10 protein-coding genes are annotated in these 13,388 nt (G+C 59.9%); 1 reads left to right on the top strand and 9 read right to left on the bottom strand.

What is annotated here, in order from left to right; genetic code table 11:
- Positions 1–11: 11 nt before the first annotated feature.
- Positions 12–1,265, bottom strand: coding sequence for a serine hydroxymethyltransferase (gene glyA / locus JK621_RS22005; RefSeq protein WP_212557643.1), 1,254 nt, complete (start codon positions 1,263–1,265; stop codon positions 12–14).
- A gap of 376 nt (positions 1,266–1,641) precedes the next feature.
- On the opposite strand from glyA, the gene hmpA reads away from it, so the two are divergent.
- Positions 1,642–2,832, top strand: a complete 1,191-nt coding sequence (gene hmpA / locus JK621_RS22000) for an NO-inducible flavohemoprotein (RefSeq protein ID WP_212557642.1) — start codon at positions 1,642–1,644, stop codon at positions 2,830–2,832.
- A gap of 41 nt (positions 2,833–2,873) precedes the next feature.
- On the opposite strand, the gene JK621_RS21995 is transcribed toward hmpA, so the two are convergent.
- The 8 genes from JK621_RS21995 to JK621_RS21960 form a co-directional block, all read right to left on the bottom strand.
- Positions 2,874–4,061: a c-type cytochrome gene (locus tag JK621_RS21995; RefSeq protein WP_212557641.1), complete on the bottom strand. Its 1,188-nt coding sequence runs from the start codon at positions 4,059–4,061 to the stop codon at positions 2,874–2,876.
- A complete protein-coding gene (locus JK621_RS21990) occupies positions 4,058–5,968 on the bottom strand; it encodes an NAD(P)-binding protein (protein WP_212557640.1) in 1,911 nt (636 codons plus the stop codon). Before JK621_RS21990 ends, JK621_RS21995 begins: the two co-directional genes overlap by 4 nt.
- An 86-nt stretch (positions 5,969–6,054) precedes the next feature.
- Positions 6,055–7,479 carry an aminobutyraldehyde dehydrogenase gene (gene patD, locus JK621_RS21985; RefSeq protein WP_212557639.1) on the bottom strand — a complete coding sequence of 475 codons (1,425 nt, stop codon included), beginning with the start codon at positions 7,477–7,479 and terminating at the stop codon, positions 6,055–6,057.
- A gap of 181 nt (positions 7,480–7,660) precedes the next feature.
- Positions 7,661–8,467, bottom strand: a complete 807-nt coding sequence (locus JK621_RS21980) for an ABC transporter permease (RefSeq protein ID WP_212557638.1) — start codon at positions 8,465–8,467, stop codon at positions 7,661–7,663.
- The gene (locus tag JK621_RS21975) at positions 8,457–9,401 is read right to left on the bottom strand and encodes an ABC transporter permease (RefSeq protein ID WP_212557637.1); all 945 of its coding nucleotides are present in this window, start codon (positions 9,399–9,401) and stop codon (positions 8,457–8,459) included. The genes JK621_RS21980 and JK621_RS21975 overlap by 11 nt, the downstream gene beginning before the upstream one ends.
- Before the next feature lies 1 nt (position 9,402).
- On the bottom strand, positions 9,403–10,431 hold the full coding sequence (locus tag JK621_RS21970) for an ABC transporter ATP-binding protein (RefSeq protein ID WP_212557636.1): 1,029 nt from the start codon (positions 10,429–10,431) through the stop codon (positions 9,403–9,405).
- A gap of 194 nt (positions 10,432–10,625) precedes the next feature.
- A complete protein-coding gene (gene ydcS / locus JK621_RS21965; protein ID WP_212557635.1) occupies positions 10,626–11,780 on the bottom strand; it encodes a putative ABC transporter substrate-binding protein YdcS in 1,155 nt (384 codons plus the stop codon).
- A 73-nt stretch (positions 11,781–11,853) separates the two neighbouring features.
- A complete protein-coding gene (locus JK621_RS21960) occupies positions 11,854–13,317 on the bottom strand; it encodes a gamma-aminobutyraldehyde dehydrogenase (RefSeq protein ID WP_212557634.1) in 1,464 nt (487 codons plus the stop codon).
- Between the last annotated feature and the right edge of the window lie 71 nt (positions 13,318–13,388).

Below are 13,388 nucleotides of genomic sequence, written 5' to 3'. Positions count from 1 at the left end.
AGAAAGCAGAATTATGCGTAGACCGGCAGGCGGGCGCAGATATCCAGTACTTTCTTCTTGGTGCGTTCGATGGTGGCTTCATCGTTGATGTTGTCCAGCACGTCGCAGATCCAACCGGCCAACTCAGTCACTTCAGCAACTTTGAAGCCGCGGCGGGTCACAGCCGGCGTACCGATACGTATGCCAGAGGTAACGAACGGGCTTTTCGGATCGTTCGGCACGCTGTTTTTGTTCACGGTGATGTTGGCGCGGCCCAGGGCAGCGTCGGCTTCTTTACCGGTCAGGTTTTTGTCAACCAGGTCCAGCAGGAACAGGTGGTTATGAGTACCGCCGGAAACCACTTTGTAGCCGCGCTCCAGGAACACCTTCACCATCGCTTTGGCGTTGTCGGCGACTTGCTGCTGGTAAACCTTGAACTCAGGCTCCATCGCTTCTTTCAGCGCTACCGCTTTACCGGCAATCACATGCATCAGCGGGCCGCCCTGGCCGCCAGGGAATACGGCGGAGTTCAGCTTCTTGTACAGATCTTCATCACCGCCCTTCGCCAGGATCAGGCCGCCACGCGGGCCCGCCAGGGTTTTGTGGGTGGTGGTGGTCACGATGTGCGCGTGCGGAACCGGGTTCGGATAAACGCCGGCGGCAATCAGGCCCGCAACGTGCGCCATGTCGACGAACAGGTAAGCGCCGATGCTGTCGGCGATTTCACGCATTTTTGCCCAGTCAACCAGACCGGAGAAGGCCGAGAAGCCACCGATGATCATTTTTGGTTTGTGGGTCTGCGCTTGCTTGGCCAGATCGTCGTAATCGATTTCGCCTTTGTCGTTGATGCCGTAAGGCACCACGTTATACAGCTTGCCGGACAGGTTGACCGGTGAACCGTGGGTCAGGTGGCCGCCGTGCGCCAGGTTCATGCCCAGAATGGTGTCGCCCGGCTGCAGCAGCGCGGTGTAGACGGCGAAGTTAGCCTGGGAGCCGGAGTGCGGCTGCACGTTGGCGTAATCTGCGCCAAACAGCTCTTTAGCACGGTCGATGGCCAGTTGCTCAACGATATCCACGTATTCGCAGCCGCCGTAATAACGCTTGCCCGGATAGCCTTCAGCGTATTTGTTGGTCAACTGGGAACCCTGAGCCTGCATGACGCGCGGGCTGGTGTAGTTCTCAGACGCAATCAGTTCAATGTGCTCTTCCTGACGCACGACTTCTTGCTCCATTGCACGCCACAGTTCGGCATCATAATCGGCAATGTTCATTTCACGCTTTAACATCCGGCATCTCCTGACTTAAATCGGCTAACTAAAAAATCACCAAATAACTACCCGGTTGGGTTCTGGGCAACAGTGTAAACTGTTTTCCCCTACCGAGGATAGGTCTTGACAGAGGTTTTTACGCAAACGATTGGCATGACGTGCTGCAAGGCTTTGATCCGATAAATCACGCTATCCGGCAACGGACTTTTACTCATGCTGAGGATGCGGTTTTTTCATGTTCTGTGAGCGGGATCGACGCTTAACAACGCCGCAACAAAAATAAGGGTATTTACAGCCCCGGCGGAAATCGCTAGTATTTGCGCAATCTTAAAGATGCATTTAATATGCAACTTAATTTAAATACGCCAATATTGAAGTCAAAAGGAGCGCTACCATGCTGGATAGCCAGACCATCGCCACCGTAAAATCCACCATCCCTCTGCTGGCTGCGACCGGGCCTAAACTGACCGCTCATTTCTACGATCGCATGTTCGAACACAACCCTGAGTTGAAAGATGTTTTCAACATGAATAACCAGCGCAACGGCGATCAGCGCCAGGCGTTGTTCGATGCGATCTGCGCCTATGCCGCCAATATCGAAAATCTGGCGGCGCTGCTGCCGGCGGTAGAGCGTATTGCCCAGAAACACACCAGCCTGAATATCCAGCCGGAGCAGTATCAAATTGTCGGCGGCCACCTGCTGGCGACGCTGGACGAAATGTTCAGCCCAGGCCAGGAAGTGCTGGATGCCTGGGGCAAGGCCTACGGCGTATTGGCGAACGTGTTTATCCAGCGTGAAGGCCAGATTTATCAGGAAAGTGAAAACGCGAATGGCGGCTGGCGCGAACGGCGCGCTTTCCGCATTGTCAAAAAGCAGCCGCAAAGCGACGTGATTTGCAGCTTCGTGCTGGCGCCGGTGGACGGCAGCCGCGTGATTGACTTCAAGCCAGGGCAATATCTGGCGGTCTATATCAATCACGACAGCATGGAAAATCAGGAAATCCGCCAATACTCACTGACCGCCGCGCCTAACGGCGAGTACTACCGCATTGCGGTGAAGCGTGAAGATCAAGGTAAGGTCTCGAATTTCCTGCATCAGCAGGCCAAAGAGGGCGATGTGCTGTATCTGGCGCCGCCGCACGGGGATTTCTTCCTTGACGTGCAGCCAACCACCCCGGTAGCCCTGATCTCCGCCGGCGTGGGCCAAACGCCCATGCTCGGCATGCTCAATACCCTGCACGACACTCAACATCAGGCGAACGTGCACTGGTTGCACGCGGCGGAAAACGGCAGCGTTCACGCCTTTGCGGATGAAGTGGCGGATATCGCCGGCCGCATGCCAAACCTGAGCAGTCACGTCTGGTACCGCGAGCCGGGCGCCGACGACGTGGAAGGCCGCGATTATCAGAGCAGCGGGTTGATGAACCTCAACGCACTGCGCGACACGCTCGAGGATCCACAGATGCAATATTACTTCTGCGGCCCGGTGCCGTTTATGCAGCATGTCGGCAAACAGCTGCTGGAAATGGGCGTGAGCGCCGAGAACATCCATTACGAATGCTTCGGCCCGCATAAAGTACTGTAATCAAACGGGGCGCGGCCTGTGAACAGCGCCGCGCCCCGCCGTTATTTCTCCGCCAGCTTGCGCGCCTCCTGCACCTGCTGCGCCGTTACCGCCCCAGCCTGATTGCCCCAGCTTCCGCGCAAGTAGCTCATCAGATCGGCCGCCTGCCGGTCATTCAATGCCCAGCCGTAACCTGGCATGGCGATCGCGGTGCCCTGCTGAGTGATCGGCGTTTGCGCCCCTTCCAGCAAGACACGCAGCGCCGTCAGCGGATTGTCCGCCGTCACCGTCGCGTTGCCTGCCAATGCCGGGATGGTGTTGTCGCTGCCCTCGCCTTTATTGCCGTGGCAGGTTGAACAGTACATCGCATAGGTGCGCTGTCCGGCCTGTTGACTGCCGGCCACCGGGGCAACGGCTTTCTCTGCCGACGTTTTTTCCGCCGCCAGGCTGTGCAGATAAGCGGCAATGGCGTTCAGGTCGCCATCGGTAAGATACTGCGTACTGTGAGTGACCACCTCGCTCATCGGCCCGGCCACCGCAGCATGTCGGCTGCGGCCGGTTTTCAACAGTGCAGCCACCTCTTCCTGCGGCATACCGCGCAGGTTAGACGCGTACCAGCCGTCCAGCTCGGCCCCGCTAAGGAAGGCCGGCTCCTTGCTGTCCAGCCCCTTCTCCTGCATTGCCCAGCCGCGCGGCGTATGGCAACTGCCGCAGTGGCCCGCGCCCTGCACCAGATAAGCGCCGCGATTCCACTCGGCGCTCTGCCCGCTGTCCGGCCGATATTGCGCATCGTCATGGAACAGCTGATTCCAAACCGCCAGCGGCCAACGCATCGACAGCGGCCAACTGATATCGACGGCGCGGTTGGCGACGTTCTGCGCCGGCACTTCCTGCATCAGATACTCGTACAGCGCGCGCATTTCCGCCGCATTCATCTTGGCGTAAGAGGTATAGGGCATCGCCGGATACAGCCGATGGCCATCTTTGGCGATGCCCTGGCGCATGGCGCGGTCAAACTCGTCGAAAGAGTAGGCGCCGATGCCGTGCTGCTTATCCGGCGTGATGTTGGTGGCGTAAATAGCGCCCAGCGGCGTCGGGAACTTCATGCCTCCGGCCAGCAAAGCGCCGCCCGGCGCGGTATGGCAGGCGGTACAGTCACCGGCCTTGGCCACGTATTCCCCGGCCGACATCGCCTGAGCCGAACCGCCCGCCGCCAGTAGAGTCAGCAAATACAGTGAACGCATTCTCATGCTCCCTCCTTGGCGGCCGCCTGGCCGAAGGCCAGTTCGTTGACCGCGCGCCATGCCTGATCGATTGCCGAGTTGGCGTACGGGCTCCAGTCCGAATCCGAGTTGGCTATGACAATCTTGCCTATCGGCTTACGCGCCGTCTCAATGATTTTTTTCGCCTCCTCTTCATCATCAAACAGCCCATTGAGGAAGTAGGAATAGCCGTGCGACCAGCGGTTAACGGTGATCGCCTGAATATCGCGCTGATGGTCGAAACCGGCGGAACCCAGCATGCCCTGCAACTGCTCGCGGATCATCTGCTCATGCACCTCAAACGGCGTGCCCAGCAGCAAGGCGCGCCCTTTGCGCGACTGTTCGCGGGGGCTCAGCCCGCTGCCCGCCAGCGTCGGCACATACACCATATGCAGGCCAATCGGCTGATTCGGGTCGCGAGGATGTTCATAACCGCCCATGCTCACCGGATAATCCAGCTTCACGCGGCAATAAGGCGCGGTCGGAGAATACACCTCATGCACGCCCAGCTTGATAAACGGCTGCCAGTTGCGGATCACCACTTTGCTGTACACCAGCGGTGATTTCACGTTCTGCTTCAGCGCCTCTTGCTGCTCATGCGACATTTCCGGCACCAGATACGGGATCATCATGTTGTAACCGGCCATCACCACCTGCCCGGCGCGCACCTTGGTCATTTTCTCGCCGGTCATATAGGTCACTTCAACCTTGTCGCCGACGTTAGCCACGTGCAGGCCGGTGCTGTTCAGGCGCAGTTTTACCGGCGATTCCGGCCGATCGAGCCGGCTGTAGTCGAACTTCGCCAGCACGATGTCGTTCATATCCTTGCCGCCCGGCGCCACCGCCGGGATCAGATGACGCACCATCAGGCGCGCCAGCGTGGCGTTGCCATCCGGGAAGTGGAACACGTAAGGATCGTCGAGATCCGCCTGCGATTCCTCATCCAGCGGCGGCAGGTTCATGCCGTTCAGGCCGGGCAGATCGCAGATGCGCGCATCGCTGCACGAAGTGGCGTCAATGCCCACCGCCTGGAAATCGCTGGTGGTCTGCTGGAAATAACGGATAGCCATTTCGCTCAGACCGACTTTTTCACGCAGGAACTGGGTATAACTGTGCTTGTCGAGCCATTCGCTCTTTTGTTCCTGAGTCAGGTCCGGCAGATAATCTTTGTCCACCGTGTGCAGCGCGATCAGCGCCTGTCGGTCACTTTCCGGCAGCGGGAAATCGCCGATAAAGGCTTCGTAGGAGCGGCCATTCAGCCGATCACGCGGAATATCATCCGCCACCATACGCCCTGGATCGCCATTCACCACTTTGTCGACGCCGAAGTTTTTACGATCGAAATAGACGCCGCGGCTCAGATTCAGATCCGGGTAGAAGGTTTTATCGAACGCCTTTTCCAGGTTGTCGATGCTGACGCCGAGCTTTTGCAGCAGCCCCATCGCCACAGGGCTGAAGTTCGAGCGTGGCGACTGCAGCGATTCGCTGCCGCCATAGCCGAGAATAGTGCCGTTTTCGCTGCTGAACTCATTGCGCTTGGCGTGGCCGCCAAAGTCATCGTGGTTGTCGATCAGCAAAATACGCTGCTGCGCGCCCTTCATTTGCTGCCAGAAACAGGCGGCGGCCAGCCCGCTGATGCCCGCACCGACCACGATCAGGTCAAACTCTTCCGTGGCGGGTACGCTACCGAAATCGAATGCCTTGCCGTCGCGCCCCAACTGGTGCGCATGCTCGAAGGATCCCGGATGGTTACCGCGCAACCCGGTCAGCGCCGGCGGATAGTACAGGGTTTGATTGGCGGTTTGCGGTGACGCACGCAAGATTTGCAGCGGCGTCAGCCCGGCGGCGATGGTGATCGCCACCCCGTTGAGAAAATCGCGTCGGGTGATACCCATATTGGCTTCCTTTCAATTTTTATTATCAATCAGACCGGTCGAAACCGGTCTGAATGTGCGCTATTGTGCGGATAAATACATTAAAATCAATGTTTAAACATCACATGCCGGATCGCGGTGTAGTCCTCCAGCCCGTACATCGACATATCCTTGCCGTAGCCCGACAGCTTCTGGCCGCCGTGCGGCATTTCGCTCACCAGCATGAAATGGGTATTCACCCAAGTGCAACCGTATTGCAGGCGGGCGCTCAAGCGATGCGCACGGCCCACGTCACGGGTCCACAGCGACGACGCCAACCCGTAGTTGGACTCATTGGCCCAGGCCAGCACCTGCGCCTCATCGTCAAACTCGGTGACGGTGACTACCGGGCCGAACACCTCCCGCTGCACGATTTCATCTTCCTGCCGCGTACCGGCCAGCAGCGTCGGCTGGAAATAGTAGCCGGGGCCGTTGACCCGCTCGCCGCCGGTCACCACCTGCACATGCGGCAGCGCCTTCGCCCGCTCGACAAACCCCGCCACCCGCTCCAGATGCTGGGCGGTGATTAATGGGCCAAGCTCGCTGCTTTCGTCTTCCGGCGGCCCGATTTTCAGGCTGGCGACTGCCTCGCCCAGCCGCTTCACCAGCTCGGGGTAAATGCCTTTCTGGGCATAAATGCGGCAGGCGGCGGTGCAGTCCTGGCCGGCGTTGTAAAAACCGAAACTGCGGATGCCTTCAACCACCTGTTGCAGGTCGGCATCATCAAACACCAATACCGGCGCCTTGCCCCCCAGTTCCATATGGGTGCGCTTAATGCCCGGCGCGGTATGCGCGATGATGTGTTCCCCGGTAGCAATTGAACCGGTGAGCGACACCATTCGTACCTTGTCATGGCCGGTCAGCCGATCGCCGACACCGGCCCCCTGGCCGAACAGCACGTTGAGCACGCCCGGCGGGAACAGCCCGGCGGCCAGTTCGGCCAGCTTGAAGGTGGTCAGCGGGGTCTGTTCCGACGGTTTAATCACCACGCAATTGCCCGCCGCCAGCGCCGGGGCCAACTTCCACGCCGCCATCATCAGCGGGTAGTTCCAGGGAGCGATCGAGGCCACCACGCCCAGCGGATCGCGGCGGATCATCGAGGTGTGCCCGGCCAGGTACTCGCCGGCCGCCAGCCCGCTCAGGCAGCGGCTGGCACCGGCGAAGAAGCGGAATACGTCGGCCACTGCCGGCAGTTCGTCGTTCAGCACGCAGTGATAAGGTTTGCCGCAGTTGAGCGATTCCAGCCGGGCAAAGGTTTCCGCATGGCTATCGATCAGACTCGCCAGCTTCAGCAGGCAGTCGGCACGCTCTTTCGGCGTGGTCTGCCCCCATTCGGTAAACGCGGCATCGGCCGCCAGCACCGCCTGATCCACCTGCTCCAGGCTGGCTTGCGCTACCTGCAAGATCACCTCTCCGGTCGCCGGGTTATATACCGGCAGCGACGTCCCCTGGCCGGTCACCAGTTGGCCGTTAATCAACAATTGGCTTTGCATAGGGTTATCCTTTAAAATTTTACAATTCAAAATGTTAATTAAGGTTCACTGAGCGTAACGAGCGTAGGCAGGCTGAGTGCGGACAGCGCGCAGAGCCCCGGAGCGTACACGAAGTACGTGAGGAGGCCGAGCACTGCCCAATCTCAGGATGCCAAGCGCAGTAGCCCAGTGGGCCTGAATTCTATTTGCCGCTGCCGGCGACGCTTTCGCCACCCTTAGTCAGGTAATAGGCACCCAAAATCGGGATCATGGTCAGCAGCATCACCGATAACGCCACCACGTTGGTGATCGGCACATCGCGCGGGCGGCCGAGCTGGTTTAGCAACCACAGCGGCAACGTGCGCTCATGGCCGGCGGTGAAGGTGGTGACAATGATTTCGTCAAACGACAGCGCGAACGCCAGCATGCCGCCGGCCAGCAGCGCCGACCCCAGGTTGGGTAACATCACGTAGCGGAAGGTTTGCCAACCGTCGGCGCCCAGATCCATAGAGGCTTCGATCAGGCTGTAAGAGGTGCGGCGGAAACGGGCAATCACGTTATTGAACACAATCACCACGCAGAAGGTGGCATGACCGATGACGATGGTCAGCACCCCCGGCTCGATATTGAGCGCCTTGAACGCCGCCAGCAGCGCCAGACCTGTGACGATGCCCGGCAGCGCGATCGGCAACAGCAACAGCAGCGAAATGCTGTCCTTGCCGAAGAAATCACGCCGGTACAGCGCCGCTGCCGCCAGGGTGCCCAGCACCAGCGCCACGGCGGTCGCCAGCGCGGCTATTTGCGCCGAAAGCAGCATCGCATCGAGGATATCCTGCCTGCCGGCGGCCACGCTGAACCAATGCAGCGTAAACCCCTTGGGCGGGAAGCTGAACGCAGCATCCTCGGTATTGAAGGCATAGATGGCGATAATCGCCAGCGGGAAATGCAGGAAGATCAAACCGCCCCAGGCGGCCAGCTTCAGCCCTAACGGCGCGCGTTCAGAGTGCATCGAAGGCCCCCAGACGTTTCACAATGGAAAGATAAATCGCGATCAGTACGATCGGCACCAGGGTAAAGGCCGCCGCCATCGGCATATTCCCGATAGCCCCCTGTTGGGCGTACACCATGCTGCCGATAAAGTAACCCGGCGGCCCCACCAGCTGCGGCACGATGAAGTCCCCCAGCGTCAGCGAGAAAGTGAAGATCGACCCGGCAGCAATGCCCGGCACCGCCAGCGGCAGGATCACGTAACGGAAAGTCTGCGCCGGGCGTGCGCCCAGATCCGCCGAGGCATGCAACAGCGAAGGCGGCAAGCGCTCCAGCGCGGCCTGGATCGGCAAAATCATGAACGGCAGCCAGATATACACGAACACCAGAAAACGCCCCAGCCCGGAGGTCGACAGGGTGTTGCCCCCCACGCCCGGCACGGTCAAGATTGCCGCCAGCACCGGTTCCAACCCGAGGTGTTGCAGGAACCACTGGGCTACGCCGTCTTTAGCCAACAGCAGCGTCCAGGCATAGGCCTTGACGATATAACTGGCCCACATCGGCATCATCACCGCTATGTAGAAGAACGCTTTGACGCGGCCGCTGGTGTAGCGCGCCATATAATAGGCAATCGGGAACGCCAGCACCGCGCTGGCCAGCGACACCAGCACCGCCATCGTCAGGGTGCGCAGGATGATGTCGTAGTTGGCCGGGTTGAACAGCGCCCGCAGGTTATCGAAGGTCAGGTCCGGCGTCACCGTCATGGTGAAGTCGTCGAAGGTGTAGAACCCCTGCCACAGCAGCGTCAACAGCGAACCGAGATACACCGCGCCGAACCACAGCAACGGCGGCACCAACAGCAGCAACAGATACAGCGTCGGGCGGCGATATAACCAGGTCGACAACGCGCGCAGAGTGCCGCGGCGCGGCGCGGGAAAGTCGATGCTCATATCCATCTCACCTCTCCTCCAGCAGCGGCACCATCGCCTCACGCGACCAGCAGGCGGTGACCGGCTGCCCGATCAAACGCTGCTGCCCGCCGGCATGCCACTGAGGATTTGCCTGGCTGACCAGCAGTTTTTCGCCGCTGCTCAGCGTGATTTCATAACGCGTTGCCGCGCCCTGATAGTGGATCTCCTGCAACATGCCCTGCACCTGGATTTCATCCGGTGCCGCACCGGCCTGATCCGCCAGGCGGATATGCTCCGGGCGAATCGAGAAGGTGGCGGCCTGGCCGAGCAACCGCTGCGCCAGTTCGCTGCGCACCACGTTGGAGGTGCCGACAAACTCGGCGACGAACGGCGTCTTCGGCCGCATATACAGCTCGCGCGGCGCATCGACCTGCTCGATGCGGCCATTGTTGAACACCGCCACGCGATCGGACATCGACAGCGCTTCGCTCTGATCGTGGGTGACGAAAATAAAGGTGATGCCCAGTTGGCGCTGCAGTTTTTTCAGTTCGCCCTGCATCTGCTCACGCAGTTTGAGATCCAGCGCGCCGAGCGGTTCGTCCAGCAACAGCACCCGTGGCCGGTTGACCAAGGCTCGGGCCAGCGCAACGCGCTGCCTCTGGCCCCCCGAAAGATGCGCCGGTTTGCGTTCGGCCACAAACCCCAACGCCACGCTGTCCAGCGCCTCCTGCGCACGCGCCAGCCGTTCGCGTTTGGCGACGCCTTTGACCATCAACCCGTAAGCGACGTTTTCCAGCACCGACATGTGCGGGAACAGCGCGTAATCCTGGAACACGGTATTCACGTCACGCTGGTACGGCGGCAGGTTGGCGGCTTCTTGCCCGTGTATGCGGATCGAGCCGGCGCTCAGTTGCTCAAAACCGGCGATCAGCCGCAGGCAGGTGGTTTTCCCCGAGCCGGAAGGCCCGAGCATGGAGAAAAACTCTCCGTCCTGGATCTCGATAGACACCCGGTCTACGGCGCGAACATCGCCGAAGGTCCGCGAAACATCGATAAATTGCACGGCAATGGTCATGATCTGCACTCCAAAAAATCAAATGACTTCGGCGGCTTAGACGGCAACCCGTAACCTGGCCAGACCTATCCGCAAAATAATTCGAGCTGCATCGAGGCGGCAACCAAGCGCATCCCCGGGAGCGTACAAATCGTACGTGACCGGGGTGAGTGCGGGCAGCCAACAAAGAGGCGGCTTGAAGTATGAAGGGGATATTAGCGGCCGCCCATGATGGCGATATAGTCCTGCGTCCAGCGGCTGTACGGCACGAACTTGCCGCCCTGCGCCTGCGGCGTTTTCCAGAAGGCGATCTTGTCGAACTGATTAAAACCGTTGGTTTCGCAGCCCTTCTCGCCCAGCAGCGCGCTGGCCTTGCAGCCCGCTGGGGAGGCCGGCACTGAACCGAACCAGGCGGCCACGTCGCCCTGCACCTTCGGCTCCAGCGACCAGTTCATCCACTGATAGGCGCAGTTCGGGTGTTTGGCGTCGGCATGCAGCATGGTGGTATCCGCCCAGCCGGTAACCCCCTCTTTCGGGAATACGGTAGCGATTGGCTGGCCCTCGCCTTTCAGGGCGTTGGCCTGATACGGCCAGGCGCTGGAAGCGACCACGCCTTCGTTTTTGAAATCGCTCATCTGTACCGAAGTATCGTGCCAGTAGCGGTGGATCAACGCGTGTTGAGTGCGCAACAGCTTCAACGCCGCCTGATACTGCTCTTCGTTAAGCTGATACGGATCGCTGATGCCGAGTTGCGGCTGGGTGGCCTTCAGGAACAGCGCCGCATCGGCGATATAAATCGGCCCGTCGTAAGCCTGCACCCGGCCCTGATTGGTTTTGCCGTCCGGCAGGTTCTGCTGCTGGAACACCACGCCCCAACTGTCCGGCGGGGTCGGGAAGGTTTTGGTGTTGTACATCAACAGGTTCGGGCCCCACTGATAGGGCGTGCCGTAAGTTTTGCCGTCGACGGTGTACCAGGCGCCGTTCAGCAGGCGCGGGTCGATATTTTTCCAGTTGGGGATCAGCGCGGTATTGATCGGTTGTACCCGCTTGCCGAGGATCAATCGCAGCGAGGCGTCGCCGGACGCGGTGACCAGATCGTAACCGCCCTTGGCCATCAGGCTGACCATTTCATCGGAGGTCGCGGCGGTTTTCACATTCACCGCGCAGCTGGTTTGTTTCTCAAACTGGGTGACCCAGTCATAGTTTTTGTCGGACTGGCCGCGCTCGATGTAACCGGGCCAGGCGATGATATCCAGCCGCCCTTCGCCTTTACCGAGCGCCTGCGGCAACTCGGCCGCCTGAGCCAGGCCGCAAAGCACGGTGATACAGAGCGCGGAGAGCGTGGTGGTGACTGCGGTAGTTTTTCCCATCGTAATTACCCCTGTGTTGCGTATCTGTGTGCGGCAGGGAACGGCTGCCGCCGTTTTTTGCTTTATGAAACCGCTAGAAGCTGGCTTTGAATTTCGCCATTACGTGTCTTACAACGCTGTAATCCTGCAGCGAATCGCTGGAAAGATCCTTACCGTAGCCGGAGCGCTTCAGGCCGCCGTGCGGCATCTCGCTCGCCAGGGTGAAATGGGTGTTGATCCAGGTGCTGCCGTATTGCAGATGGGCTGCGATATGCAGCGCTCTGTCGATATTCTGCGTCCATACCGATGAGGCCAGCCCGTATTCGGAATCGTTGGCCCAGTTGACCGCCTGTTCCAGATGGTCGAAGCGGGTGACGCTCACGACCGGGCCAAACACTTCGCGCTGAACGATCTCATCGCTTTGCAGGCAGCCGGCCAGCAGCGTTGGCTGGTAGTAAAACCCCGGGCCGGAGTGCGCGGCGGCACCGGTGATCAATTCGATATGCGGCTGGCTAAGCGCCCGTTCGACAAAACTGGCGACGCGATCGCGCTGACGGCTGCTGATCAGCGGGCCGATTTCGTTATCTTCATCGCGCTTGCGGGCAAAGCGCAGGCTGGCGACGGCTTCACCCAAGGCGTCCACCAGCTTCGGGTAAATCCCCGCCTGCGCGTAGATACGACAGGCGGCGGTGCAATCCTGGCCGGCGTTGTAATAACCGTAGGTGCGGATGCTGCTGACCACCTCGTCGAGATCGGCATCGTCACAAACGATCACCGGCGCTTTACCGCCCAGCTCCAGATGCGTGCGCTTGACGCTTTTCGCCGCCGCCTGCAGAATTTTTTGCCCGGTAACGATGTCGCCGGTCACCGATACCAGCCGAACCTGCGGATGGCCGACCAAATGGCTGCCGACGCCCTCCCCGCCGCCGTACAGAATGTTCAGCACCCCCGGCGGCAGGATCTCCTGCAACGCAGGCACCAGCGCCAAAATGCTCAACGGGGTATGTTCGGAAGGTTTGAATACCACGGTGTTGCCCGCGGCCAACGCCGGGGCGATTTTCCATGCCGCCATCATCAGCGGATAATTCCACGGCGCAATAGAGGCCACCACGCCGATCGGATCCCGGCGGATCATTGAGGTATGCCCTTCAATATATTCACCGGCCAGCTGTCCTTGCTGAGTGCGTACCGCACCGGCAAAAAAGCGGAAAACGTCGATGGCAGCCGGGAGATCGTCACTGCGCGCCTGATGCAGCGGCTTGCCGCAGTTAAGCGCCTCCAACCCGGCCAAATACTCGGCCTGCCGCTCGATAGCGTCGGCGATGCGTAACAAAATAGAAGCTCGGTAAGCCGGGGTAGTACGCGACCACTGGCCAAAAGCCTGTTGCGCAGCCTTGACCGCGCCGCCGACCTGCGCCGATGAAGCCTCGGTAATCGAAACCAGCGTTTCGCCATTGGCGGGATTGACGATGCACTCTTGCTGGCCTTCGCCTTCGACCGATTCACCGTTAATGAATTGCTGACAGGTCAAGCCTGTAAGGAAGTGCACATCTGCCATCGCCTGGTGCCCCTGAGTGACTAAAACGTTAACTAAATGTGAATAAGTTAGTTTTAATCAGACTATGCGAG

Source organism: Serratia plymuthica, from assembly GCF_018336935.1.
GTDB lineage: Bacteria > Pseudomonadota > Gammaproteobacteria > Enterobacterales > Enterobacteriaceae > Serratia > Serratia plymuthica_B.
This window is presented reverse-complemented; position numbering and strand designations above follow the sequence as displayed.